Annotated in this window: 36 protein-coding genes; all 36 read left to right on the top strand. The window is 41.4% G+C overall.

What is annotated here, in order from left to right:
* The first annotated feature begins 105 nt into the window (after nucleotides 1-105).
* Complete coding sequence (locus tag JCM10991_RS16175) at nucleotides 106-240, top strand: hypothetical protein (protein ID WP_263640298.1); 135 nt, start codon at nucleotides 106-108, stop codon at nucleotides 238-240.
* A gap of 65 nt (nucleotides 241-305) precedes the next feature.
* On the top strand, nucleotides 306-782 hold the full coding sequence (locus tag JCM10991_RS07565) for a DUF1064 domain-containing protein (RefSeq protein ID WP_025021035.1): 477 nt from the start codon (nucleotides 306-308) through the stop codon (nucleotides 780-782).
* 4 nt (nucleotides 783-786) lie between these two features.
* Nucleotides 787-972, top strand: a complete 186-nt coding sequence (locus JCM10991_RS07560; protein WP_338086175.1) for a helix-turn-helix domain-containing protein — start codon at nucleotides 787-789, stop codon at nucleotides 970-972.
* Between the two features lie 687 nt (nucleotides 973-1,659).
* A complete protein-coding gene (locus JCM10991_RS07555) occupies nucleotides 1,660-2,061 on the top strand; it encodes a beta-sandwich lipoprotein (protein WP_025021033.1) in 402 nt (133 codons plus the stop codon).
* Between the two features lie 12 nt (nucleotides 2,062-2,073).
* The gene (locus JCM10991_RS07550) at nucleotides 2,074-2,316 is read left to right on the top strand and encodes a hypothetical protein (protein ID WP_025021032.1); all 243 of its coding nucleotides are present in this window, start codon (nucleotides 2,074-2,076) and stop codon (nucleotides 2,314-2,316) included.
* Nucleotides 2,317-2,328: 12 nt separating this feature from the next.
* Nucleotides 2,329-2,613: a hypothetical protein gene (locus JCM10991_RS07545; protein ID WP_025021031.1), complete on the top strand. Its 285-nt coding sequence runs from the start codon at nucleotides 2,329-2,331 to the stop codon at nucleotides 2,611-2,613.
* A 2-nt stretch (nucleotides 2,614-2,615) separates the two neighbouring features.
* Entirely contained in the window at nucleotides 2,616-2,864 is a 249-nt protein-coding gene (locus JCM10991_RS07540; RefSeq protein WP_025021030.1) for a hypothetical protein, read from the top strand.
* Between the two features lie 2 nt (nucleotides 2,865-2,866).
* Entirely contained in the window at nucleotides 2,867-3,097 is a 231-nt protein-coding gene (locus tag JCM10991_RS07535; protein WP_025021029.1) for a hypothetical protein, read from the top strand.
* Nucleotides 3,097-3,618 (top strand): hypothetical protein, encoded by a 522-nt coding sequence (locus tag JCM10991_RS15795; protein WP_025021028.1) that lies wholly within the window; start codon nucleotides 3,097-3,099, stop codon nucleotides 3,616-3,618. The genes JCM10991_RS07535 and JCM10991_RS15795 overlap by 1 nt, the downstream gene beginning before the upstream one ends.
* Nucleotides 3,619-3,741: 123 nt before the next feature.
* Entirely contained in the window at nucleotides 3,742-4,020 is a 279-nt protein-coding gene (locus tag JCM10991_RS07525) for a hypothetical protein (RefSeq protein ID WP_162149503.1), read from the top strand.
* Nucleotides 4,021-4,262: 242 nt separating this feature from the next.
* Nucleotides 4,263-4,661, top strand: coding sequence for a hypothetical protein (locus JCM10991_RS07515; protein ID WP_025021025.1), 399 nt, complete (start codon nucleotides 4,263-4,265; stop codon nucleotides 4,659-4,661).
* A 25-nt stretch (nucleotides 4,662-4,686) separates the two neighbouring features.
* Nucleotides 4,687-4,875 (top strand): hypothetical protein, encoded by a 189-nt coding sequence (locus tag JCM10991_RS07510; protein WP_025021024.1) that lies wholly within the window; start codon nucleotides 4,687-4,689, stop codon nucleotides 4,873-4,875.
* A gap of 109 nt (nucleotides 4,876-4,984) precedes the next feature.
* Complete coding sequence (locus JCM10991_RS07500) at nucleotides 4,985-5,179, top strand: hypothetical protein (RefSeq protein ID WP_025021023.1); 195 nt, start codon at nucleotides 4,985-4,987, stop codon at nucleotides 5,177-5,179.
* A gap of 139 nt (nucleotides 5,180-5,318) precedes the next feature.
* Nucleotides 5,319-5,753, top strand: coding sequence for an ArpU family phage packaging/lysis transcriptional regulator (locus tag JCM10991_RS07495; RefSeq protein WP_025021022.1), 435 nt, complete (start codon nucleotides 5,319-5,321; stop codon nucleotides 5,751-5,753).
* Nucleotides 5,754-6,015: 262 nt separating this feature from the next.
* Nucleotides 6,016-6,558 carry a phBC6A51 family helix-turn-helix protein gene (locus JCM10991_RS13200; RefSeq protein WP_025021021.1) on the top strand — a complete coding sequence of 181 codons (543 nt, stop codon included), beginning with the start codon at nucleotides 6,016-6,018 and terminating at the stop codon, nucleotides 6,556-6,558.
* Nucleotides 6,536-7,840, top strand: a complete 1,305-nt coding sequence (locus JCM10991_RS07480) for a PBSX family phage terminase large subunit (RefSeq protein WP_025021020.1) — start codon at nucleotides 6,536-6,538, stop codon at nucleotides 7,838-7,840. Before JCM10991_RS13200 ends, JCM10991_RS07480 begins: the two co-directional genes overlap by 23 nt.
* Nucleotides 7,841-9,262 carry a phage portal protein gene (locus JCM10991_RS07475; RefSeq protein WP_025021019.1) on the top strand — a complete coding sequence of 474 codons (1,422 nt, stop codon included), beginning with the start codon at nucleotides 7,841-7,843 and terminating at the stop codon, nucleotides 9,260-9,262.
* Nucleotides 9,228-10,610, top strand: coding sequence for a structural protein (locus JCM10991_RS14530; protein ID WP_025021018.1), 1,383 nt, complete (start codon nucleotides 9,228-9,230; stop codon nucleotides 10,608-10,610). The genes JCM10991_RS07475 and JCM10991_RS14530 overlap by 35 nt, the downstream gene beginning before the upstream one ends.
* Nucleotides 10,579-10,782, top strand: a complete 204-nt coding sequence (locus JCM10991_RS07465; RefSeq protein WP_035188372.1) for a CPCC family cysteine-rich protein — start codon at nucleotides 10,579-10,581, stop codon at nucleotides 10,780-10,782. The genes JCM10991_RS14530 and JCM10991_RS07465 overlap by 32 nt, the downstream gene beginning before the upstream one ends.
* A gap of 23 nt (nucleotides 10,783-10,805) precedes the next feature.
* Complete coding sequence (locus JCM10991_RS07460) at nucleotides 10,806-11,075, top strand: hypothetical protein (RefSeq protein ID WP_025021016.1); 270 nt, start codon at nucleotides 10,806-10,808, stop codon at nucleotides 11,073-11,075.
* Between the two features lie 3 nt (nucleotides 11,076-11,078).
* Nucleotides 11,079-11,309 carry a YjcQ family protein gene (locus tag JCM10991_RS14880; RefSeq protein WP_225349947.1) on the top strand — a complete coding sequence of 77 codons (231 nt, stop codon included), beginning with the start codon at nucleotides 11,079-11,081 and terminating at the stop codon, nucleotides 11,307-11,309.
* Nucleotides 11,310-11,416: 107 nt separating this feature from the next.
* Entirely contained in the window at nucleotides 11,417-12,070 is a 654-nt protein-coding gene (locus JCM10991_RS07455; protein WP_025021015.1) for a DUF4355 domain-containing protein, read from the top strand.
* Between the two features lie 20 nt (nucleotides 12,071-12,090).
* Nucleotides 12,091-13,026 carry a N4-gp56 family major capsid protein gene (locus JCM10991_RS07450; RefSeq protein WP_025021014.1) on the top strand — a complete coding sequence of 312 codons (936 nt, stop codon included), beginning with the start codon at nucleotides 12,091-12,093 and terminating at the stop codon, nucleotides 13,024-13,026.
* A 157-nt stretch (nucleotides 13,027-13,183) separates the two neighbouring features.
* Nucleotides 13,184-13,618 (top strand): LysM peptidoglycan-binding domain-containing protein, encoded by a 435-nt coding sequence (locus tag JCM10991_RS07440; RefSeq protein WP_025021013.1) that lies wholly within the window; start codon nucleotides 13,184-13,186, stop codon nucleotides 13,616-13,618.
* Nucleotides 13,587-13,961 (top strand): hypothetical protein, encoded by a 375-nt coding sequence (locus JCM10991_RS07435; RefSeq protein WP_156409509.1) that lies wholly within the window; start codon nucleotides 13,587-13,589, stop codon nucleotides 13,959-13,961. The genes JCM10991_RS07440 and JCM10991_RS07435 overlap by 32 nt, the downstream gene beginning before the upstream one ends.
* Nucleotides 13,962-13,974: 13 nt before the next feature.
* Nucleotides 13,975-14,409 carry a hypothetical protein gene (locus JCM10991_RS07430; RefSeq protein ID WP_025021011.1) on the top strand — a complete coding sequence of 145 codons (435 nt, stop codon included), beginning with the start codon at nucleotides 13,975-13,977 and terminating at the stop codon, nucleotides 14,407-14,409.
* Nucleotides 14,409-14,780, top strand: coding sequence for a hypothetical protein (locus tag JCM10991_RS07425; RefSeq protein WP_025021010.1), 372 nt, complete (start codon nucleotides 14,409-14,411; stop codon nucleotides 14,778-14,780). The genes JCM10991_RS07430 and JCM10991_RS07425 overlap by 1 nt, the downstream gene beginning before the upstream one ends.
* Nucleotides 14,767-15,222, top strand: coding sequence for a phage neck terminator protein (locus JCM10991_RS07420; protein ID WP_025021009.1), 456 nt, complete (start codon nucleotides 14,767-14,769; stop codon nucleotides 15,220-15,222). The genes JCM10991_RS07425 and JCM10991_RS07420 overlap by 14 nt, the downstream gene beginning before the upstream one ends.
* 1 nt (nucleotide 15,223) lies before the next feature.
* Complete coding sequence (locus JCM10991_RS07415) at nucleotides 15,224-16,261, top strand: DUF3383 family protein (protein WP_025021008.1); 1,038 nt, start codon at nucleotides 15,224-15,226, stop codon at nucleotides 16,259-16,261.
* A 14-nt stretch (nucleotides 16,262-16,275) separates the two neighbouring features.
* Nucleotides 16,276-16,674, top strand: a complete 399-nt coding sequence (locus JCM10991_RS07410) for a phage structural protein (protein WP_025021007.1) — start codon at nucleotides 16,276-16,278, stop codon at nucleotides 16,672-16,674.
* Nucleotides 16,675-16,761: 87 nt separating this feature from the next.
* Complete coding sequence (locus JCM10991_RS07405; RefSeq protein ID WP_025021006.1) at nucleotides 16,762-17,118, top strand: hypothetical protein; 357 nt, start codon at nucleotides 16,762-16,764, stop codon at nucleotides 17,116-17,118.
* Nucleotides 17,096-17,299, top strand: coding sequence for a hypothetical protein (locus JCM10991_RS14875; RefSeq protein ID WP_025021005.1), 204 nt, complete (start codon nucleotides 17,096-17,098; stop codon nucleotides 17,297-17,299). Before JCM10991_RS07405 ends, JCM10991_RS14875 begins: the two co-directional genes overlap by 23 nt.
* Nucleotides 17,296-20,280, top strand: a complete 2,985-nt coding sequence (locus tag JCM10991_RS07395; RefSeq protein ID WP_025021004.1) for a hypothetical protein — start codon at nucleotides 17,296-17,298, stop codon at nucleotides 20,278-20,280. Before JCM10991_RS14875 ends, JCM10991_RS07395 begins: the two co-directional genes overlap by 4 nt.
* 14 nt (nucleotides 20,281-20,294) lie before the next feature.
* Entirely contained in the window at nucleotides 20,295-22,256 is a 1,962-nt protein-coding gene (locus JCM10991_RS07390; protein WP_025021003.1) for a hypothetical protein, read from the top strand.
* Nucleotides 22,257-22,267: 11 nt separating this feature from the next.
* Nucleotides 22,268-22,795, top strand: coding sequence for a phage baseplate protein (locus tag JCM10991_RS13190; protein ID WP_225349946.1), 528 nt, complete (start codon nucleotides 22,268-22,270; stop codon nucleotides 22,793-22,795).
* Nucleotides 22,796-22,831: 36 nt separating this feature from the next.
* Nucleotides 22,832-23,133: phage baseplate plug family protein (locus tag JCM10991_RS07380; RefSeq protein WP_025021002.1), on the top strand; the 302-nt coding region annotated here is incomplete at its 3' end.

The following is a 23,133-nucleotide window of genomic DNA, read 5'->3' as shown; positions in this document are numbered from 1 at the left end:
GTGGAAGACCACTTAGAAGCTTTTACCGAAAGAGTTTTGGAAATGGAAGATAAGTATCAAGAATTGTACGGCGAAAACTAGAATTTAAAAAAACAGGAGAAAAATATGTTTAATCTTAACCAATTATCAGCAGAAATCGAAAAATTTACCTTAAACAACAAAGGTGACGTTCAACTCACGATTGTTTTAAGCGGCTCTAAAGTCGACTTGGAAAAGCTTAAAAATGCTAAAGCAAGATAAAGTTTACGTTGACCTAACGTCGGCGCAACAAACCTTAGAACTCGAAGAGGAAGAGGTAGACACTGATGGTCCACTTCAATAAAAGAAATGATTATAAAGGCGAAAAGTACGACTCTCAGAAAGAAGCGAAGTTTTACCAACGCTACCTAGAAGCTTTTGAGGGCTCTTACATCATTCGTAAGCATCCCCAATTTGACGTGCTAGACAGACACGCAGTTGGAGGGATGTTTGGGCGAAAGATGGTTTATACCCCTGACTTTGTAGTTATGAACAAACAAGGTGAGATTTTACACGTATTCGATGTTAAAAATTCGATTACTCCAAACGAAAAGGGTTGGACTAAGTCGCCTAAGGTTTATGCAAGCGATAGTTCTAAAATGCGTATCAAACTATATCAAGCGCGATATGGTATTCCTGTAGAAATAGTGGTCCCAATGGCGAATGGATTTCGCATGACAATTATAGGGCTAACCAAAACTATCGGATTACATGAATTTAACTCCATTGAAGACTACGAAGTTTGGGACTACACAGGAAGGTGACAATATGTTGTGGGACAAAATTCAAAAGAGGTTAGACGAATACAATTTGACAGTGTACAAATTATCGAAAATCACGGGGATACGAGACCAAACTTTACGCAATTACAAAACCGGGACCGAACCGTCTTTTAAAAATATCTGCAAAATTGCAGATGCGTTAAACGTTAATTTGGATTACTTCCGAGATTAATCAGCTTGCTAGTCTGTCAAAGGACTAGCAAGTATAGGGCTGATGGGAGTTAGCCCGCATCACATCGTAAAGAGTGGCGACTTAATCGCTAGCATGAAAAGGGGGCTTTCCCCCTCATTTGGAAGCCAAATTAGCACGAGGGCGAAAATATACATTAAAACTTTCTCCTTTAGATATTCAGTGAAAAAACTACTGCACAAGCCCAGTGGGCGGTGCAATTCCGTCGGTTTCCGTCGGTCGCAAGCGGTCGACCAAAAAATTTATATATAGTCTTTCAATTCACACCGCTACAGAGCGTGGCAGGCGCTCAAAACGGAAAGGAGGTTTCTCCTTTTCTATACTTATTCATTTCTTGCCAGACATCACAAATTGACCGCGTAACTAACAACTTTTTTTCTACTTAATTCGAGCGGGCCCAGTGCGAGTCTGGGGGATGTCTTTGGTCCGTGGCAAATTATAATTTCTACTCCACTGATCACTTGAGCGGACCAACGTTAAGGACACGTAAGTCCGAGTTGCAATCAAAAATTTGAAAGGAAGTGAACATCCTCCTATTTGGAAGTTTTTATTGTGACAGAAAATTCAATTCAGCTATTGCCGTGGTGGTAGGTCTAGCAACGCCTAGGATGATTCGATTTCATCCCTCTAGCATATCCTGGCCGGGAAAAATAAGTAGGAGGAAGAAAAATGAAAAAAATTAACAAAAAATTGGTTGGAATTGTAACAGCACTAGGATTATCAGGGATGCTGCTAACCGGATGTACGCAAGCTGAAAGGGCGTCTCACAATTTAGCGCAAGAATCAGATAATTTTAACGTCGTCAGAAAGGTGACAGTGATTGATGCGATCACTAACGACGTCATGTTTCAGATGACAGGGCGCTTGTCGATTAATACGGAGTCAAGTAAGAAATTGGTGATTACCGTCGAAAATAGCAACGGGAGCTACCAAAAGCACATCATCGGATTATCAGATAACGTAACCTACGTCGTTTCCGATGTTACCAAGAAGAATGTTTCTAAGTACAACTATGAGATTAACTACAATCCGAAAATGTGGAAGCCGGCGACTTTCAAGAATATCGATTAAGGAGGGAAATACATGAAATACGAGGAATTTAAATGGGCTGTGAAGTTTATGGGACTTGACATTGTAGAAGATGACGAAGATGTAGTGGTAACTAAAGGAGGGAACGGACCTGGTAGGTTTGTTATGGCTATTTCTAAAAAACATCTAGGAGATATGGAGGCCCTTTCTGGTATCAGAACGTTAAATGACGACATCGTTAAAAGTGTAAATCAACTAGCAAGCAAATTGTCAACGACACCGATTGAAGAGCGATAGGGAGATGTGAAAATGGCAACAGAAATTAAGTTATCGGATGATTACCGCTTATACAAGAACGATAGATATAACTGGCAGTTACAGAAATGCGTGAAAGGTAAGAAAAAAGTTGATTGGAAGGTGCTAGGGTACTGGCAATCCATCAGCGGAGCTTGCAAGGGGTATCTAAGCGAGTTAGAGGCCGAAAATAGCGCCGAAATCGAAACTGCGGGTGATTATGTCGAAAATTTAAACAAAGCCGTAGACGAAGTGTTAGAGCGGTTAGAGAGTGGCATAGAAAAGTTAGGAGGTAATTAAACATGAAAATTAACAGAACAAACGCAGAGATTAAGCCTGAAGACATCTACCAACTAGGTAACATTATTGAAGATTCTCGTGGAGAGTACTATTTAGTCGTGCGAGATAATGGAACAGATGAGTACAGATTAGTAACCTTATCCAAGGGTAGACTCATCGCAACCAGATTTGGAACTTTGAAAGAACTAGCCGAGTGCTACTATGAGGATGGCGACAGGGTAGTGAATGCTACTTTCACCGCGGAGGATTAGCTATGAAGTTTGAAGAGCTAAAGCAGGAAGTTGCAAAGTTAGGATTGACGACAAGACAGTTCCCGGCACGTACCGTGATTTTCGATAAATCTGGCTTTGTAGTGATGAGCGTGTGGACGGATTTCAGCAGGGTAGTCGAAAGTGATTATCCGAAGTGGAACGAGTTGCCAAACAAGGTGCAGAGAAGATTGATTAAGCTAAGTGAAGATTATGTGATTGAGGAGGAAAAATAATGAAAAAAACTTATAGAAAAATTGCAACTATTCAAGCCGAACAGTTTGACGGTAGTCAAGAAATGATGAAAAAATATAAAATTTTAGACATTGGTCCTATGAGTAGTCCGATGGTTAAAAGGCCCATATACCACTTTTGCACTCTCGAAGGTAGCTTAGAAGTTAATATTGGTGATTGGATTGCTACGGGTATAAAAGGCGAACACTGGGCAATTAAAGATGATATTTTTCGTGAAACATATGCAGAGGCGAAGACAAAATGGAATAAATTCAAAACCCGTCCGATAACGGAAGAAGAGAGAGAAGAACGGCCTTGGGTTGATGAAGAGTACAGATTTGACCAACCCACGCCCGAACTTGGCCAAAAAGTTTTGGTCACTGATGGTCAGTGGGTAGGCGTTGATGAATGGGATGATTTCGCCGGTGTCGTCGGGTTGCTTGACTTTAATTGTTACGATACTGGTTATGACAACTTATGGTGGGCTCCGATACCAGACCTACCTAAAACTGAGGAAAAGTGATGTTCAAACTTATAATGGCAATCATATCGATTTTTGTGGTTGTAACGGGAGATATGAGCTCAATGATGTCTTACGAGGTATTCTAGTGATGTTGATTTGTATATGGGCTGAAATGGAGGAAAAATGATGATTACAAGATTTGTCGAGTTGAGCGAATCGAAATTGAGAGATAAAGCTATCGAGTACAATTTCAAAACAATAAAAACAGAAATTGAAATCCGCAAATATTACATGAGTGGGGATTTTGAATTTCACATCGGTAGGAGAGACGCAGTGAGCAAGTATCCTTTTGCCAGCTATTTAGACGGAGTGCTAGAGGAGTACACCGAGCGGATTCCTAAATCGTATGAAAGTGATGCCCGTAAGTTCCTAGAAATGGTTACAAGCGAGGAGGAAAAATAACCATGAGTGAAGAAGTAGAACACAAGGTAGAGGTGTAATCATGCGGAAAATACTAACTTTTATTCCGGGAACTATCGCTACGTTATATCTAATAGCCTTATTAACGGCGTTGATTTTATTGCTATTTGGTGAGTCGGAACCGATAACAGAACTTGCAAAGTTTAGACCAAAAAATTCAGACATATTTCTTTTGCTGTCAGGGGTTATGGTTGAGTTGTTTTGGAAAGATTGAGGGAAAGACTGTGGGTGAATTAATGAAGAAGGATAGATATTATGCCGAACAAAAGCGGGCCTTGCGAGCAGTCAACAAAGAATTGGGAACTGACTGGAAGATTCCGCTAATTCAACCAACGGATATCTTAGAAGAACTCAAACGTTATCAAACTAAGGCGCTAGCGGAAGGAATTAGACGCGGGACCTTGCTAGAAAGAAGGCGATTGTATCGACAAACACGAAAAACAAAGAATGTTAGCTGGTATATAGCATACGACTTACAGGATTGGCCTATTTATTTAGGAACCGCAAAGCAAATGTCGGAATACTTTTGTGTCGATGAAAATACGATCAAGTGGAAAAGTACACCACTAGCACACAAACGGTCGAAAAAACAAAAGTACCGAGTATTCAAGATAGAGGATTAACCATTTATAACGAAGAGGGAAAGTAATGTTAGAAATCAAAAATAAGTCCGTAAAACATGCTTTGGACGTGATTAATGGACTGTATGGTCCAGCAGACACCAAGAAGAAAATTGAAGCCTTAGAGGGCGTATTTCATGCCGGAGAGGATCAAGAACGTAAAGTGTGGCAGGCGAAAATTGAAAAATTTATTGATAAATATGAGGGAGGGTGCTAATGGAAATCGTAGAGCAATTAGTAGCATTCTTGGGTGGCATAGTTTTTACTTTGCTAACTGCATCTTTAATTTATGTCATGAAAGTTGATGAGGAAGAACGGAGGAAAAAATGAATTTTATCGAGCCAGGAACGAAAGTCAAGGTGATTACAGATAAAAACACACCAGACGAACGTATTTATGTTGGGTGGGTAATTAGCCATTACCCGTTAGATGACCGACACGGAAATATCCAAATTACATTCAGAGATAACGGACGCTGTGCCGGAATTGAGTATAACGAAGGGGTGGAAGTGATTGGTTAAAATCGCTAAGAGGATATAGACGTTGAAAAAATTAGCATAAAATAAAAACCGGCACAAAGCCGGCTTTTAACTTATATACCTTTCGGAAAAAAGTAATCAATCAATAGGACAACTATATTATAGCAAGGGAGAGCTAAAAATGCTTTTGTTTGATGAAAAAGTTAATCTGAAAGCTACCGCGCAAAAAGTTGATGATTTTTTTACTTCCGATTATGGACGGTTGAAAAGAATGGCTTCAATCACGACGATTAAAGCTACTAGCTTTGGTGAAAAGGTTAGCAGCGGAAAAAGAGAAGAACTAGCGGACAAGTACAACAAGGCCGTGTGGGCCAGAAATGTTCTAGAAGCTGTAGAAGATTCCATTATGGCCTGTGATGAGAAAAGCAAATTAATTTTGGAATTGAAGTACAAAAAGCATTATAGAATCTGGCAAATTTATCAAAGATTAGGATATTCGGAAAGTGGGTATAACAAGTTAAGGGTAATTGCATGTAATCAATTTGCGGACGCTTTCGAAGCTTTAGCGGAACCTTTGCTAGAAGAAAAAAGTGACCTGCATGTATATGAAAAATAAAGCAAGGAATACGGGAGTTCCTTGCTTTTTGTGTAATATCCGAATTAATACGCAAAAAAGTAAGGTAAACGTGCGGAAAAAAGATGGAAAGAGTGTGGTTCGTGAGAGGTTAAAAAGCTATATTATGGTAGTGTGATAAAAAAGATAAGCAAGGGAACTTGTTTATTAGTCTTTAAATGATTTGATTTTGACCGGCAAACCACGCCGGTTTTTTTGTATACAAAGACAACCTAAAACATTAATCGGAGGTGGGTGAAATGAAGTGAGTATTGATTACAAAAAGTTACAAGAGGGGGCTTTTGGTAAATTAGATAAACGACGTCAAAAAGCAGTCGCGCTATTATTTGATGATGAATTAACGGATGAAGAAATTGCCAAAAGTGTAAACCGTTCACGGCAGACGTTATCTAAGTGGAAAAAAGAGCCTACCTTTATCGCAGCACAAGAACAGTATAAAACACTCGTCGTATCTGAAAAGTACGAAAGTGCTGCACTAAGAAAGCTTTACCAACTTCTTAACGCTAAGTCGGAAATGGTCCAACTGCAAGCCGCAACTACAATACTTAAGCTTGCTAACCGCCTATCCGACAATAGCAACCCAGAGCTTGATAAAGTTAAGATTAAGAAGGGCGAAGCAGAAGCACGTACGGCAGAAGCCAAAGCAATTTTGGCGGAATACGAAGTTCAAATTAAGCAAGAAGAATTTGGTGAAAACGACGACGAGGAAAGAGACGACGACTTACAATCCGCAGTCGGACAAGGAATGGAGGGGCTATTCGGTAATGGTGACGAAATCGAAACTTAGCATTAGATTTAGCTTTACTCCATTTTCCAAACGACAACTCCAAGTCATGTTTTGGTGGCAATCTCCGGAATACGAAGATAAGTTCGCAATTATCGCAGACGGCTCCGTCCGGGCGGGTAAAACAGTTGTGATGTCAACCAGTTACGTCCGTTGGGCCATGATGAACTTCAACGGAGTTAATTTTGGGATGGCTGGGAAGACGATTGGTTCCTTACGGCGAAACGTGATTAGAACGCTGAAAAAGATATTGATTTCGGAACACTACCGCGTCAAGGATAATCAAAGTGAAAATATGCTAACAGTGTCCAAGAACGGTAACACGAATTACTTTTTTCTATTCGGAGGGACCAATGAAGCTAGTCAAGACTTGGTGCAAGGTATCACTGCTGGAGGTTTCTTTTTTGACGAAGTGGCCCTTATGCCGGAAAGTTTCGTCAATCAAGCAACATCACGGCTATCTGTGGAAGGTTCTAAAGTATGGTTTAACTGTAACCCCGGAAGTCCGTATCACTGGTTTAAGTTAAACTGGATTGATCGCCTTGCAGAAAAGAAAGCCATTCGGGTCCATTTTCTGATGAAAGATAATCCTAGTTTATCTCAAGACACAATAGACCGTTACGAAAGCATGTATTCGGGTGTGTTTTATAAGCGATACATTCTAGGTCAATGGTCGGTTGCCGACGGGATTGTTTATGACAATTTCAACCAAGACACAATGGTTGTGGATCCACCGGCAGATACCGTTTATACCAAAAATTGGGTATCGGTCGATTATGGTACGCAGAACCCAACTGTATATCACTTATGGAGCTTGCATGACGGTGTGTGGTACAACCGAGCCGAGTATTACTATTCCGGACGTGAGAAAGGTCACCAAAAGACAGACGAACAGTTCGTTGATGATATGGAAACCTTTTTTAGCGCTAACGAGTTATCGAAAACTGACACCAATTTAATTGTCGACCCGTCGGCAGCTTCTTTTAAACGGTCACTTAAGAACCGAGGATTTACTGTGAAAAACGCAAACAATAATGTTGTTGACGGTATCCGTTTCATGATGTCGCAGATGAACGCTGGCAAGATGAAATGGACTTCTAGCAGTAAACATGCGCTAAAAGAATTTAATTCTTACGTATGGGATGAAAAGGCGGCTGAACGCGGAGAAGATAAGCCGGTCAAAGAACACGACCACGTAATGGACGCCGACCGTTACTTTGCTATGAAAGTTTTGAGAAAACCGAAGAAAACAAGAAACATCCGGTTATACAAGGAGGGACTATAATTGGCGGAATACTTATCTAAGCGCGCTATCGTTTCAGACGACGGCGTTTTTTATTACAGTCAAAAGCAGGGCGAAAATCTAAGCATAGACGATTTACGCAAATTTATCGATTATAACGAAAGTCGTTTCGTTCCTGACTACAAGAAATACAAAGACTACTACAAAGGGAAACACGTCGCTATTATCCAAGCACCCGCCAAACCTAATGGCAAGCCGGATAATCGAGTAATCCTCAATTTCGCTAAGAAGCTAGTGGACACCTTCAATGGTTTCCTCACAGGTAACCCGGTTAAAATTACTCTGGAGGAAGAAATTGCCAATAAGGAACTTGCTGAATTTAACCGCCGGAAAAATATTCCGGAAGTAGTCGCTGAAGTTTCCAAGCAAGCTGACATTTATGGCAAGTCACACTTTTTTATCTTTTCAGACGAAAAGGGAGAAATTTACCTAACCGCAGCTACCCCAGATGAAACTTTTGTGATTTACGATGATACCGTCTTACATCGCCCGCTTTATGGCGTAAGATACAGCAGTCAGGGAAATTTCGGTGTCGGTTACAACGTAGAACTTTTTTCAACAGAAAAAACATGGAACGTAAACACTTCAAATGCCAACGGTGGCTTAGGTGAAGGGCAAGTCAACGAATTTAAGTCAATTCCAATTATTGAAGCTTCGGAAAACTCCGAGAGAATCAGCGTAATCGGAAATGTGTTAAGTATCGTCGACGAGCTAAACAAGGCTATCAGTGAAAAGTCTAATGACGTTGATTATTTTGGTGATGCCTATATGAAAGTCCTAGGTGCACTCTTAGAACAAGAAGACTTAAACGCACTAAGAGACACTCGCATTATTAACCTCAAATCCTCAATGGATGAAGATGAACCTGCAGAAAACTTGGACGTCGACTTCTTATCAAAGCCGGATGCAGACGCAACACAGGAAAATCTCATTAACAGATTGCTAGACGCGTTATATCAAACAAGCATGATCGTCAATTTAAACGATAAAGACTTCGGAAATTCTAGCGGTGTCGCTTTAGAAATGAAGTTCAAACCAATGCTAAACCTAGCAACGGGCAAAGCACGTCAATTTACGAAATCATTACGCGAAGTTTACCGTATTTTGTTTAGCACTGGTTTAATCGCTGGAGTCGACACGGAAGCATGGAGTGACCTGGATATCTTATTCCACTATGATTTACCGCACGACATCAAAGACGAAGCGCAAACCGCACAAACCTTATCGGGGCTTGTATCGCGTAAGACATGGCTTAAAGCTTTATCTATCGTTAATGATGTTCAAGCGGAATCTGATGCGATTGACAAGGAGCAACAAGACCAATTAGCGACTAACATGCAAGTTATCGCTGATAATAGGGGGCTAACTGATGGTATCGGTCAAGGAAGAAAAGAAGCGGATTGATTACCTTTTAGAACGGGACAACGTAACCGACAAACAGTTAGACGCCGTTTATCAAGAAGCGCTAGCAGGACTTCAAGAGGTTATCGGTGACTTTTACCTTAACTATTCCGTTGATGGGACGCTAAACGGCGTTGATTTATCACGCAAGGTAACCAGGAAAGACCTAGAATTACTACGGCGACAGTACGCTAAACTTCCAGATGATATGGAAATTCCAGAAAGTAAAAGAGCAGATGTTTACGTCGCACAAGGTAACATCAATCTAAGTGGTCTGTTAGCCGGTGCGATTGGTTTAGTTATGTTAGCCGCTGCTTTACGTTCAAAGAAGATTGTTCAACGCAACCGTAAAACAGCCGTACGCGAGGAAATAAGCTATCAATCGCAAAACATGGGTAATCTATCCAAAAATAAAAAAAGACGCTTCAAGCGTGAAAATAAGGCCCTATCAGAGCCAAATTACAAACCTAACGGAGATGTTTCTTACATTCCGTGGCAAGACAGATTACTAGCCAATTCGGATCAGGCGGTTAATCGGATTAACACCAAGGTTAACAAGGTAATTAACCAAGGAATGACCGGTCAGGACGTCAACGGGAAACTATTCCCTAGCAGTCCGACCCAATCCGTAAACACTAACCTAAGAAACGAGATTACCGCGATTGACTACAAGTTAAAACGGATTGCCAGGACGGAAGCTGCACGATTAGAGGATGAAGTTACGGAAAGCCGGTTTAAAACTGAAAAGGTCAAGTGGTTTGATTGGGTAACCGAACCTGGAGCGTGCAAAAAGTGTATTAATCTGTTTTATGACGGTCCCTATGAGGTAGGGGCGCCAGACAGTCCACGAATACCAGACGACTCCCACCCTAACTGCCGTTGTCGAAGAATTCCGCACATTGAGTCGGAAGATGATGAAAAGAGCGACAGCACCAAAAGGAAAGCTTTTCTTGCGGGGGCAGTATCTGCTAGCTCGAATAAATCAGAAGATGAAGGTAGCGCTAATGACAGCAAAGAAAAAAACGGTTATAATGGTGATGAGGATTTAGAATGGGAACAAGCAACATTCCCTAGTCAAAAATCTTTTAAAGGTCACTATAAAAAACACGGCTTTCAGTTTAACGTTTCTACGAAAGAAGAGTTTTTACAAATAGCTACAAACCTTTTAAAGTTAGACACTAGCAGTGATGTGTTGGGGTATCAAACAAAAGACAGACGCGTGAGATTTGATTTAAATAATGGAACTTATGTTTTAGGTAATCCAGAAACATACACGGTAATTACTATGTTTAAGCCGGATGAAGGAGTTGAGTATTATTATGGAGAATTCAAAAAAGACATGGAAAATTGATGGATATACTTGGTTACATTGTCCCGTTTGCGGTAAAGAAGTTATGGATTACGATATTTGTGACAACTGCGGATGGCAAAATACAGGGATTATAAACCATGATGGCGGACCTAACTGTATGACTTTAGAAGAAGCTAAAAAAGCTTATGCCGAGGGACGTGAAATAAACTAACGTGTCAAGGACGATGAAACAAGATGAATAAGTTAGATAAATTAAGCGATTTAATCGAGTCAATGGAGACTCAAATGGAGATTACATTTAATTGTGATAATGTTCCTTATTTCTTAGAGCCGGACTATATAGATGATTTAAACATAAAAGGTTGGATTCTCAATGACAATAAAAGTTTTAGTAGACAAAAGATTGCCAGCACAAATCCTAAAGAGGTGTTACAGTTGGCATTATTGGAAAATGGACAGAGTATCCTTTCTCAATGGAAAAAATTAGATATGAAAATTTATTGAACAATACGAATTACAGATAAACAGTATTATGACACTTTGAAGATGTTGTCTGAAGATAAATTTATAGCTGGTATTGAATTTTTTGACGCCATACCACCTGATTATAGCTTGGTAAACGACCCAAGTAATTGGCGGATAACTCGTTTAGGCATTGAATATTTCAAGGAAAACAGCTTAATCAGAAAAACGTATAAACAACTAAAGGAAATCAAAGATTGGTTACCTTTAACTTAGCACTTACAGATTTGTAGGTGCTTTTTTTATGCCCAAAACATGCTGACGGCGTTAAAAGCTGCAAGGAATAAACAGTCATACAAGACTATAAAAAGGAGGGGCAAATCATGCCTAATGAAGCAAACGGGAACGAATCGCAAGAAACTATCGTGACGCAAAACGGTCAAGAAGGCCAAACAGATCGGACTAACGAAACGAATGGTAACGAAGATTCAAACAATCAAACCAGAACTTTCACGCAAGACCAAGTAAACGAAATGGTTAAGTCCCGGCTCGAACGGGAACGTGCAAAAATGCAAGAAGAAGCCATGAACAAAGCACGTGAAGAAATGCAAAACCAACAAAGTGAAGCTATCCGCCTTAAAGATATGAATGCCAAAGAACGGCAAGCATACGAAATTAAAAAACGGGATGACAGATTGGCAGAGTTGGAAGCAAAGCTTAACCGCCAGGAAATGGAACGTCAAGCTATGGATATGTTATCTGAAAAAGGTATCAATGCAGATAGCGAGACTCTTAACATGGTCGTAGCCGATACCGCGGAAGAAACTAAGGCTAGAATTGAAAAGTTTGATAACTTGTTAACGGAACGCGCGCTTGCCGCTAACAAGGACCGTTTCAAGAAACAAACGCCAACCGATAAACCGGCCGGCGAAGAAGTGAGCGAAAAGGAATTTGGAAGTATGAACTACAAAGAACGAGTTCAATTCAAAAACGCCAACCCTGAACGCTACAACGAATTAATTAAGAACTTTATGTAAAAATACGAGGAGGGTATAAAATGCCAACAACTTTAAGCGATGATGTGTTAGATCCACAAGTATTAGCGCCAATGGTAAGCGCACAATTAGTAGCAAATTTGGTTTTTGCCGATTTAGTCGACATTGACCGCACTTTAGAAGGTCGCCCTGGTAGCACAGTAGAATTCCCTAGCTTTAACTACGTTGGAGATGCCGAAGACGTAGAAGAAGGAGTAGCAATCGAACCAGAAAAGCTAACTTTCGGGTCAACTGCTGCAACTATCAAAGAAATTGGTAAGGGTATCGGTGTAACTGACAAGGCTATGTTAACTGGCTACGGCGACATCGGTGGAGAAATTTCAAAACAGTTAGGTTTATCGTTAGCCAACAAGACTGATAACGATATTAAGGACGCGTTCCTATCTGCTACACAAACGCAAACAACGACTGCAACGGTTGACGGTTTGCAAGAAGCGGTAGACAACTATGCTTTGGAAGACAACGTAACATTGGTATTAGTTGCTAGTCCCAAAGCCGCCGGTAAATTACGTTTAAACGCTGCAAAGGACTGGTTACGCGGTTCCGAAATGGGTTCCAAAATCGTTGCAACTGGTACCATGGGAGAGGTAAACGGTGTGCAAATCGTACGTTCGCGTAAGTTAGACGATAACACGGCTATTTTAATCAAAATGCCTAGTTCCGCAGACGACAAACCTGCAGTTAAGCTTATGATGAAACGCGGTGTGAAAATTGAACCAGAACGTCATGCTTCAACACGTACTACCGAATACTACGCCACAGCTCACGAAGCACCTTACTTGTTTGACCCTTCAAAAGTAATCAAGATTACTTGGTCTGACATTACATCTGGCGGTAAGGGTACAGACGGTGCACCAGAACCTAAAACACGTGATACGGTAGCAAAGAATGTTAAGAAGACTACTGCTAAAGCTGCAACTGGTTCGTCTAGCAAGTAGCATGAAATAAAGGAGGGATCTTAATGGACCAATCAACAAAAAGTACAGAGGTTTCTGAAAGTGAAGTAACTTCTAAAGTTGAAAAACAAGAGTCAATCTATCGCCGAGTCTACTTCCACTAACCCTTCCGCTAGCGAAAGTAAATCATTGAGCGCTTTTGAAATCAAAAAGCTCAAGTGAATCACAATCAGAAAGTGTTTCTAAGAGCGAATCACAATCGGAATCAAATTCCGTTAAGAAGCAATCAGAAAATGTAACATCTGAAAGCAAACCTACACCCAAAAAGGAATTCCAAAACCCGGTTGACTTAATCGGGGATGTTCCTGGCCCTGTGATGTACAAAAACGCTTATGGCCAACTTAAAAAGGCACGCTTTCAACCGCCTTATCCTACACCTTTGTCCATCACACCCCATGTTTGGACAGAAGATGATACGATTTATGGCATTGCCGAAGACTATGGTGTTTCCTTGCAATGGATCCGTCGTTGTAACCGAATGGAGTACGAGGCAATGTTCAAAATCAAACCGGGGAAAGTTTTGAAGTTTGCATATACGCCGCATGATGTCGATTATGTTATCAAGCGACTTTAAATTTGACGAAGCGGTTGCGGACGTGCAAAAAAAGATTAGCATGTTTCCGGCTATCACAGACACGTTAACCAAGTTTGACACAGACTCTTTGCAATTTTTAAGCACAGAGGCGCTTAAACAAGCTGGAATGGACGGTTTTAACGATGATAATGTGATTATGCCGGCCGCTCTTTTAGTGGCGCATTATTGCGCTTTATCCGCTGATACAAGCGGAAACATCCAAGAACAAACCGCCGACGTTTTGACACAGAAATTTTTTGATCGTAACGGGTCGGATAATTTTTTAGTCGAGTACAAGCGTTTGAAAAAATCGATATCGCGCGGCGTGATTAGATTTTTGTAAAGGCGGTGATTACTTGGAAATTCAACTCACAACGTCGGTTTCCGGAGACTTGGGAATTACCGAAATGGTCCAAAAGTTGGAACAATTAGACGGGACCAAAGTGGAAGCAGGGCTCTTTGGTGGGATGAACCGAAATAAAGCTATATGGAACGAATATGGCACGTCGAGAGGTATTCCGGCGCGTCCTTTTTTACGTACTGCGCTTTATGAAAATGAGGGACGTTTCGCTGCATTTATTAGTCCATTTATCGCAGGTATCTTAAACGGAGGGTCCGTCGCAAATGTGGGAGCTAAGTTAGGTCCATTTATGGTTATGAGTATCCAAAGGACGATTGCTAGCGGAGGTTTCGCCCCTAACGCACCGGCAACGGTAGCTAAAAAGGGTCATGGCAAACCGCTTATTGATAGTGGTAGCATGTATGGTTCTATTGAATGGAGGCAAGAATAATGCCTTTTTACATTGATATGACCGGGGTTTTGAACGCATTCAAGACTGAGGTTACCTTTTATCAAGAAAAAAGTGGTTACGATGATTTCGGTCGCTGGCAAACCGAGGAGGAAACCAAGAAAACCGTTTATGAACCTTTTGTGCCTAATAATCGGCAAGGACTGTATAGCATTGTTACCGCACTTAGAGAAACGGGTAAAACATCCCAATACAACGCGGTTTGGATATCTGCAGAAACGGTAGAACCAAATACCAGAGTCGAACACAAAGGGAAGTTTTATCGCGTTTCAGACGTAAAGGACCTTACAGATTACAGCAACGTGACTATTTACTACTTGGAAAGCGAGGAAAAAACAGATGGAAACGTATGATTATTTGGCGCTGTATCGTGTTTTTAGCCGTGTTACCAAGGAACAAATGGGATTAAGGCTAATTGAACTTTACGGCAACGGTAAGGCACCAGAGCCACCTTATATCGCGTTCGATATCATTAGTCCACGTATTCCGAATAACTATTTGGAAGATGACCGAGTTTTTGAGGCGGTAGTTTCATTTACGGTTTACGCCAAAGATAAATTAGAAGCTTTAAACACGGTTAATAAGTTGCGGGTAGTGATTGACAACCAAACATCCCAGGATATTTACGCAAAAGAAAATATAAGCGTTGTTGAAAAAATGCAGACTCAAACACGATATGTGGACGAAACAACAAATTACGCCTATATGTTTGGGTTTGACATGCGGTTAAGACTTGTCGAGACCTACCAAGAAGACACATCAGTAATTGAAGAAATTAATTTAAAGGAGAATTAAAATGGCTGAAACATTATCAGACGTACAAGTTGTACTTAATATTGAAAATCCTAGCGTTCCCGTAAACATGGGGAACTTAGCCGTCTTTGTCAAAGGTAACAAAGATGGCGCGAAATCGTATTATTCCTTGGACGACGTTGTATCAGACTACAACGACAATGTCGCTTTGCAAAAAGCTGCAGAAGGTTTCTTTGCCCAAGGAGAACACGGAGAAAAATTCATTGTAGTAACCTACGCTGACAAATTAACTTTGGCGGCAGACATGTTCTACACTGAAGGTTGGGAATTCGCTATGTTAGTCCCAGGAACGGATAACAGTTCTTACATGACTGATTTATCAGCACTTGCTGCATACACAGAAGGTAAGGCAGAACGCTTTATCGTTTACGGTTTACCAGCAACTAGCGATAGCGTTGATAATGTAGAAACTACTGTCAACACTCTCGGCGGTGGCAAACGTGCGATTGTATTTGCATCAGGTAAGGATGCTACCGAAGCTACTTATGGTGCTGCCGCTTTAGTAGGTGCTGTGGGTAACAAGACTGTTGGGTCTGTGACATGGAAGTTCCGCACCGTTGGTGGTGTGAAACCTGTTAACTTGAACGTGACTCAAATCAAGAAGTTACATGAAGCGCACGTATTCACATACGTAACTAAGGCTAATATTAACCAAACATCAGAAGGTTTCACTTTAGCAGGAGAATTCATTGACGCCTTACACGGTGACGACTGGATTAAAGCTTCTATCGAAACGCAATTACAACAACTTTTATCCAACTCTAATAAGGTTACTTACGACGCGGTTGGTATCGCTCAAATCGACGCTACTGTAACTACGGTTTTAGCAAATGCAACCACTAACGGCATTATCGAACCTAATGCAGAAACTGGTGCAGGTACCTTTACGGTGACTACCGTTTCTCGTGCAGACAGTCCTGCGGGTGATATTAGCGCTCGTCGTTACAATGGTTTATCGTTCGAATACACTCGTTCCAGTGCTATCCACTCTGTGAAAGTACACGGACAAATCAACTTATAGGAGGTTATTGAATAATGAGTTTAGAATACATTTACAATGCCAAAGATGTTCACATTTCAGTAGATGGTCGAGTAGTACAAGGTTTCCAAGACGGCGATATGTTTACCGCGCAAGTTAAAGAAGACCGAGTACAAACCGAAGTTGATGCTCAAGGGGAACCTTCCGTAGCTATCAACAACAACCGTTTAGGCCAAGTTACCGTTAACTTGTCTGGTAACTCTGCAGACCACAAGCGTCTTAATAAATTGGCGAATACAAGCAAGGTATTCCCTTTGGTTATTACCACACCTTACGAAAAGATTACTTGCGACCAATGTATTATTGCTCGTCCAGCAGAAGCAGCTTTTGGTAAACAAACACCAAAACGGACTTACACCATTGAAGCTTTAGATCTTCATGTAGAAGTCTTGTAATTTCAGCGACTAAGGGTGCAACTCCCTTAGTTGTTTTAGTCCATTAGGACAACTTTTAGATTTTATTTTTTATAGGAGGTTATTCCCATGAGTAACAAAGCAGAACAAACAGAAACTAAGAAAACAACCAAGGCAGTTAAGAAAATTATGCCAGTAGAAGTAGACCGTTTAGGTGAAAACGAAGATTATGTATACACTGACAAAAATGGAGCGGAATGGAAATACACTTTCCAATTCCCAGGAGTACGCAAGGCTTACGAAATTTTAGATAACGCAACAATGGCAAATGGTCAAATTGCGCGGTCAATCTATTTTGACGAAATGATTCAAAATGTAATTGTTGAACCTGCCGGCTTAACTTTAGATGATTTTGACGACCGTCCAGGTTTAGACGAACTTTACACAGCCTTAGACTTGTTTCTTGGCGCACGGATTAGCGACTAAATCGCCGTACGATGTTAAAAAACAAGTAGAAGATAACTGGTGGTTTTGGTTTCCAATTGTAGCCGGAGTGGCTACAAAAGAAGAAATGGAAAAAGCCACTAGCGAAGAAGTACAAATCTTCAATAAAGTAGCAGAACTCAAGCAACAAATGCAACAGCCAAGAGGAGGTGACGGCGAATGAGTAACGAAGCAACAATTACGGCAAACATAAAGGTCACCGGTTTATCAAGTTTAGTACAAGCCAATGAAGCTGCGGAAAAGTTAAAAGCAACCTTATCCAGTCTTAATGGAGGAGGTGCTAGCTTTTCTGGTTTGAATAATAGCTTGCGAGCTATGGAAAACCATATCAAACGGATAACGACAGACCTTAAAGAATTGAATACCGCCGGAAATCAAAGTAAGGTGGGAAACAATTTAGCTGAAGGTATGACTAAAGCTAACGAGGCTATCAACAAAACCAAGACAAGTCTTAAAGAAATTGGAGCAGTCAATACTCAAACGGCCGGCACCAGACTTAGTGAAGGAATTTCAAAAGCAAACACAACTTTTGGAAAATATGAAAGTTCCATCAAAGCGTCGCAATCTGCCGAAAGAGAGTTAGCCAACGCGGCTAAACAAGTGGCTTCCGCCGAAAAAGAAGCGACTTCCGCAGCGGAAAAGGGGGCTAATGCTCGTAAGCAATCGGTAAATGCCAATAATCAAGCGCTAAGAGAAGAAAAGCAAGCCCAACAAGCTCAAGCTTCCATGATGTCAGCCTATGCCGGTGGCGGTAATGGTGGCAAAAAAGAGCCTGGGAAATTTATGTCAGCCCTTAAAGAGTCGGTTGGGATGTTTACGCTTGGCCAACTTGGAGCAAACGCTGTTATGGGCGGAGTTGAAGGTATTAAAAATGTATTCAAAGGCGGGTTGGATTACATCAGCACGCAACAAGCCTCACAAGTTTCTTGGGCTTCTAATGCACGATCAGTTAATCAGCTTTTAGGCCGTAACATCTCTAATAAGCAAGCAAATAATTTCGCTAGCGGAATGGTTACCGATGTTGGTAATTTAGCACGTTCCGCAGGGAATGATTACAAACAAGTTTCTGATGCCGCTCTTGCATTCTACGCAACTGGTGCTGGTGTTTCCACCGCTGGGAACAAAAAGAAAACCTTGCAGTTAACGAATGACATGCTTAACTTGCAAGACGCCGGCGGTCTTAACGATGAAGAAATGGGACGCTTCATTCAATCCGTAGCTAAGTCGTTAGACCAAGATAAGATTGACGGCAAACGTCTCCAACAGTTAAAACAGTTTAACCCAAACATCGACGAATACCTTAACAAAGCTTATAAAAAGCGTACGGGTCACGATGCCAAAAGTGCCAACGATTACACGGGGGATGACCTGGTAAATGCCATTCATGCCGCTGGTACAGCTCCAGGGGTTGCCGACGCTTCAAGGCGTATGAACCAAAGTCTAGCAGGGGTCCAACGTTCCATTAAATATGGTTCAATCGCTATGGCGGGAGAATTTGAAAAGAAACTTGCTACTAGCCTAAACAAGGCCTTTGGTGGTGATGGAAAGCTTTTCTCTAAAATTACCGGATGGATGAATGATCCTAAGAAAACTAGCGCTTTTGTCAACAAAGCGGCAGAGACAACTAGTGGGGTAATAACCACTACTGGGAAAATTGGTCGTGAAGCTTGGAATGTTGGCTCGGATATTTTCAAAGCGGTTCAACCTTACGCAAAAAGCTTTGGTCAAGGATTCGTTAGCGAAATTAAGTCCATTGCAAGTGGTGTAAAAAGCGCATACGGCACGCTTAAAGGTTATGCAAGTAAGCTGTCTAACTTATTGCCAAAGGACGCTACAAACAATTTACAAGGCTTGTCTAATGCGCTTGGTAAGATTACGGGTGGTTTAGTAGGATTGAGATTCCTTAATAAATTACCTGGCATGAGTGGGTTAGTTTCTAAAATGGTGACACCAGTCATGAATTTGATTGGGAAAATTCCAGTAGTCGGGAAAACCTTAAGTGGGGTTATTAGCAAAATTACTGGCATTAAGCCAACGCAAGAATTAAGTGCAGCCGGCAAGATGCAAAGTGCCGCAGATACCATGATGAGTGCCGCTAACCGAATGAACGGTGGTAATGGTAATAATCGTTTAGGAAACGAGATTAACGGTCCAAAGGGAAATCGAGCCGGAATGTCTCTCGTAGACTCAAACGGGCGAGTAATTGATATAGCTGATGGCATGGGCGGTAGTTTCTACCGCACCGCAAATGGAACTATCAAACGCACCTTTAAAGGTAACGGCAATTTCAGCGGAACTTTCAATCCGTACTTAGGTATGGATTACGTTCCTGGAACGAAGTTGGGAACACGTATGGGTCGTTACCACAACGGTCGAGTTGTAGCCCCAGCACCTAGGTCAACGGCCCTTATCGCTAAAGGTGAGGAGCTACTTGAAAGTGCAACGGCTGCGCAAATGGCTTCCGAAAGTTCTAGAGTTGCTAGAAGAGTTACCACGGGAATTGGAGGACGTGCAAGTTTAGCACTAACCAAGCTCAAAGGTAACACCTTGATTAAGTTAGGTAACGCTGGACAATTCGTTGCTAGCCACGGTGGAAACTTTATCGCTCGTGGGGCTATCGGAATCAAGAATGGACTTGGCGCACTTGGTAAAAGTGGTGCCGGACTAAACCTTGCTTTTGGTGCTATCGACCTTGCTAATTCATTCGCAACTACCAAATCTGGAACGCTAGCAAGACACAAAGCTGTCGGTGGTTCCATAGGTGCAACATCTGGTTCCATTGCCGGTGGTGCTTTAGGAACCTTACTAGGTCCTGCCGGGACAATGATTGGTGCCACTGCAGGCGGAATGCTTGGTAACGTAATCGGTAATTGGGCCGGCGGGTTGTTTGGTGGATCTAAAACACCAACGCAAAAACGGCCAAGTCACGGTCAACAAGTGGCCACAGCGCAAGCTAAAGCTCAAGAAAATTTTGACCGAAAGAATTACGCTAACGATTATGCGACAAGATTCGGTGTTAATTCCGATGGCACTCAAAAAAGCTCAGCTGAAATTAAGAGTCTTAAGCTGAGGCTAAGCGTGGTTACAACTTATCCAACCGCGCTTCTAAGTCAACCTCTGCCAAAACACAAGAAGCAGCTTTAAATTATCAGCAAGCAGTGCAGAACGGTGATTATGGTGCAGCGAAAAAGTACCAAGCGCAAATGCAAAAGCGCATCACCAAAGAAGATGCTAGTGATGTATCCAAGGCACAGAGAAAAGTTTCTAAGGCGACATCCGCTAAGAATAAAGCTTACAAGGACGCATACAAAGCCAATCTGGAAGCAGTTAAGCGAAATAATCCTAACTTAACCAATAAGCAAGCAAGGAGCTTGGCCAAGGCTAACGCTAAGAATGACAAAGCTTATAAGCAAGCTTCTAAAAAGGAAGCTGAAGCGATTAAGAAGCGTGAAAAAGCTCTTAAGAATTACGAAAAGGATACCGGCAAGAAGTATGGCACAAAGTCAACCGGATCCAAGAGTAAGTCAAAAACAAGAGGCAGTTCAAGCTCCAAAAAGGCTACTGCGAAACTTAAGGCTAAAACTTCCGGTGAAAAGAAAGTTAAGAAACTATCTGACAGCGTTAAGAAAGCCTCAAAAGGTAAGAATAATGTCAAGGTTAAAGCCAAGACGTCTGGTGGAAAAAAGGTCAAGAAGTTATCTGATAATGTAAAGAAGGCTTCTAAAGGCAAAAACAACGTTAAAGTTAAAGCTAAAGTTTCGGGCGACAAGAAGGTCAAGAACTTATCTAAGAGTGCCAAGAAACTTAAGAATAAAAACGTTAAGGTTAAGGCTAAGGTTTCCGGAGATAAGAAAGTCAAAAAATTATCAAAAGAAACCAAGAAACTTAAGAACAAAAATCTCAAAGTTAAAGCTAAAGTCTCTGGTGACAAGAAAGTCAAAACACTTTCCAAAAACACCAAGAAGCTTAAAAACAAGAACGTCAAGGTTAAAGCTAGAGTTTCAGGCGACAAGAAAGTTAAGAGTCTGTCAAAAGAAACTAAAAAGCTCAAAAATAAGAACGTTAAGGTTAGAGCTGGTGTTAGTGGCCAAAGCAAGGCTAAATCATTAGCTAGCGCAATCAAGAAACTAAAGTCAAAGTCTGTTAAAGTGACTGCCCACGTATCAGGATCAACTGGGAAAATTAAGAGCTTAAACTCTGCGATTCGTTCGTTAAGAGGCAAAACCGTTAAGGCGGGTGCTAACGTATCGGGTACAGGTAAGGTTAAATCACTATCAAGTGCAATTAATGCGGTTAAGAGTAAAACCGTTCAAGTGACCGCTAGTGTTACAGGAACGGCCAAAGTCAAGGCATTAACCGCAGCAATTAACGCTTTGAAAGGAAAATCTGTCAATGTTACTGCTAATGTTAATGGACTTGGCCAAGTTCGGTCTTTGGTGTCTGCGATTGCTTCCGTGCACTCTAAGAGTGTGACGATTTCAGCGCACATGGTTAAATCTGGTGGTTTGGCAACTGGTACACCTGGAGCCACATCAGCTTTCAGAGGTGCTTTAGCAAGTGGTACACCGGCTTCAACAACTACTAAATGGAGTTCTAACGGTGGCGCCAAAGCCGGTACCTACCTAGTGAATGACGCTCCGGGGCCTAATTACGTTGAAGCTTTCAAGCTTAAAAATGGCCTTATCGGTCTATTCCCTAAGCAAAGAAACATCGTAGTTCCGTTGCCCGAAGGAACCCAGGTGCTTAATGGTAAGGAAACCAAAAGATTGTTCCCTCGCTTAGCCGAAGGGACACCTAAATTTGGTAAGGTATTGCCACAACCAAAGGCTATGGCATATAACACGCCAGAATTGCGCTTAGAGCGTTTAGAAACGGGTACACCTACCTTTGACATGGGAACGATTGAAAATAACTTCAAGACTTCAAATAAGACGGTTAATAATGTATCTCGAAGTGCCAAGAGCTCAAGCAAATCTCGGAACGTTGTTGTTAATATGACAAACAATTTCACCATCAATGCTCAAGGAAACGGTCAAACAGATTGGCAATCAGTCATAGACAAAATCTCGAATGCTATTGGTGAAAAGTTCCGTCAACAATTCCCGCAGGTTGAAATTTAGGAGGTGGAAGCATGGCCAAATTAACAGACGGAAAGAAAACCGTTGAAATCTTTGCTTTAAGCGAAGAAGAAAGCATAGAAAATAAAGTTTCTCAATACCCCGTGCAATCTGGAAATCCGATTACCGACCACACACAACGCGAAAGTTTTACTGAGACTTTCAGCGGGTGGATTAAAGGTAAGGATCATAATGAAATTAATGATAAATGGTCTCAGCTTATGAATTGGCAGTATGCTGGGGCCAGTTTGACTTGGCATGGGGCTATTATTCATGGGAACTTGATGTTAACTAACATTACTAAGACGTATGAGGATGGCGGGTTTAAAAACGCTCTTAAGGTTGATTTAGAACTAAGAGAGGTTAAGACCGTCTCTGCATCATATGCAGCAGTTAAACATGTTGGGCCAGTTAATCCACCGAAACCTAAGGCCAATCCAGCTGTTTATGTGACGGTTGTTCCAGGTAACACTTATTGGGCTGGTGGAGAAAGTATGGAACACCTATCCAAACACTTAGAAACTGGAACCACTGGCAGATAGGTTTATCCCGGTGGGTGCGAGAGCGAGGGTTAAGTAATGAGTAATCGAAGGAAATATGAACTAGACATCAGTCAAGTACCACTAAAGTTTGAAACGACCTTTGGTAACGAAACGTTCACTATCCAGCTAAACTATAATTCGGTTGGTGATTTTTACACTGCCGATTTATATAATGCGAACAACGAACCTTTAATTTTAGGTGAGAAACTTGTTTACGGAAAACGGCTGTGGTCAGGATATGTCATGTTTGAGCTTCCAGCCGTGGATTTAATCCCTCTCGATGAAAGTGGACTAACCAATGTATGCAACAAAGCAACGTTTGGGGGAAACAGTATTTC

This window comes from Ligilactobacillus equi DSM 15833 = JCM 10991 (genome assembly GCF_000615765.1).
Taxonomy (GTDB): Bacteria; Bacillota; Bacilli; order Lactobacillales; family Lactobacillaceae; genus Ligilactobacillus; species Ligilactobacillus equi.
The sequence above is the reverse complement of the archived record's forward strand: the minus strand, read 5'-3'. Positions and strand labels throughout refer to the sequence as shown.

Bases quoted from the DNA above. Each gene is read 5' to 3' on its own strand.
- JCM10991_RS16175 (WP_263640298.1), top strand. From the start codon at position 106: ATGTTTAATCTTAACCAATTATCAGCAGAAATCGAAAAATTTACCTTA.
- JCM10991_RS07565 (WP_025021035.1), top strand. From the start codon at position 306: ATGGTCCACTTCAATAAAAGAAATGATTATAAAGGCGAAAAGTACGAC.
- JCM10991_RS07560 (WP_338086175.1), top strand. From the start codon at position 787: ATGTTGTGGGACAAAATTCAAAAGAGGTTAGACGAATACAATTTGACA.
- JCM10991_RS07555 (WP_025021033.1), top strand. From the start codon at position 1,660: ATGAAAAAAATTAACAAAAAATTGGTTGGAATTGTAACAGCACTAGGA.
- JCM10991_RS07550 (WP_025021032.1), top strand. From the start codon at position 2,074: ATGAAATACGAGGAATTTAAATGGGCTGTGAAGTTTATGGGACTTGAC.
- JCM10991_RS07545 (WP_025021031.1), top strand. From the start codon at position 2,329: ATGGCAACAGAAATTAAGTTATCGGATGATTACCGCTTATACAAGAAC.
- JCM10991_RS07540 (WP_025021030.1), top strand. From the start codon at position 2,616: ATGAAAATTAACAGAACAAACGCAGAGATTAAGCCTGAAGACATCTAC.
- JCM10991_RS07535 (WP_025021029.1), top strand. From the start codon at position 2,867: ATGAAGTTTGAAGAGCTAAAGCAGGAAGTTGCAAAGTTAGGATTGACG.
- JCM10991_RS15795 (WP_025021028.1), top strand. From the start codon at position 3,097: ATGAAAAAAACTTATAGAAAAATTGCAACTATTCAAGCCGAACAGTTT.
- JCM10991_RS07525 (WP_162149503.1), top strand. From the start codon at position 3,742: ATGATGATTACAAGATTTGTCGAGTTGAGCGAATCGAAATTGAGAGAT.
- JCM10991_RS07510 (WP_025021024.1), top strand. From the start codon at position 4,687: ATGTTAGAAATCAAAAATAAGTCCGTAAAACATGCTTTGGACGTGATT.
- JCM10991_RS07500 (WP_025021023.1), top strand. From the start codon at position 4,985: ATGAATTTTATCGAGCCAGGAACGAAAGTCAAGGTGATTACAGATAAA.
- JCM10991_RS07495 (WP_025021022.1), top strand. From the start codon at position 5,319: ATGCTTTTGTTTGATGAAAAAGTTAATCTGAAAGCTACCGCGCAAAAA.
- JCM10991_RS07480 (WP_025021020.1), top strand. From the start codon at position 6,536: ATGGTGACGAAATCGAAACTTAGCATTAGATTTAGCTTTACTCCATTT.
- JCM10991_RS14530 (WP_025021018.1), top strand. From the start codon at position 9,228: ATGGTATCGGTCAAGGAAGAAAAGAAGCGGATTGATTACCTTTTAGAA.
- JCM10991_RS07465 (WP_035188372.1), top strand. From the start codon at position 10,579: ATGGAGAATTCAAAAAAGACATGGAAAATTGATGGATATACTTGGTTA.
- JCM10991_RS07460 (WP_025021016.1), top strand. From the start codon at position 10,806: ATGAATAAGTTAGATAAATTAAGCGATTTAATCGAGTCAATGGAGACT.
- JCM10991_RS07455 (WP_025021015.1), top strand. From the start codon at position 11,417: ATGCCTAATGAAGCAAACGGGAACGAATCGCAAGAAACTATCGTGACG.
- JCM10991_RS07450 (WP_025021014.1), top strand. From the start codon at position 12,091: ATGCCAACAACTTTAAGCGATGATGTGTTAGATCCACAAGTATTAGCG.
- JCM10991_RS07435 (WP_156409509.1), top strand. From the start codon at position 13,587: ATGATGTCGATTATGTTATCAAGCGACTTTAAATTTGACGAAGCGGTT.
- JCM10991_RS07425 (WP_025021010.1), top strand. From the start codon at position 14,409: ATGCCTTTTTACATTGATATGACCGGGGTTTTGAACGCATTCAAGACT.
- JCM10991_RS07420 (WP_025021009.1), top strand. From the start codon at position 14,767: ATGGAAACGTATGATTATTTGGCGCTGTATCGTGTTTTTAGCCGTGTT.
- JCM10991_RS07415 (WP_025021008.1), top strand. From the start codon at position 15,224: ATGGCTGAAACATTATCAGACGTACAAGTTGTACTTAATATTGAAAAT.
- JCM10991_RS07410 (WP_025021007.1), top strand. From the start codon at position 16,276: ATGAGTTTAGAATACATTTACAATGCCAAAGATGTTCACATTTCAGTA.
- JCM10991_RS07405 (WP_025021006.1), top strand. From the start codon at position 16,762: ATGAGTAACAAAGCAGAACAAACAGAAACTAAGAAAACAACCAAGGCA.
- JCM10991_RS07395 (WP_025021004.1), top strand. From the start codon at position 17,296: ATGAGTAACGAAGCAACAATTACGGCAAACATAAAGGTCACCGGTTTA.
- JCM10991_RS13190 (WP_225349946.1), top strand. From the start codon at position 22,268: ATGGCCAAATTAACAGACGGAAAGAAAACCGTTGAAATCTTTGCTTTA.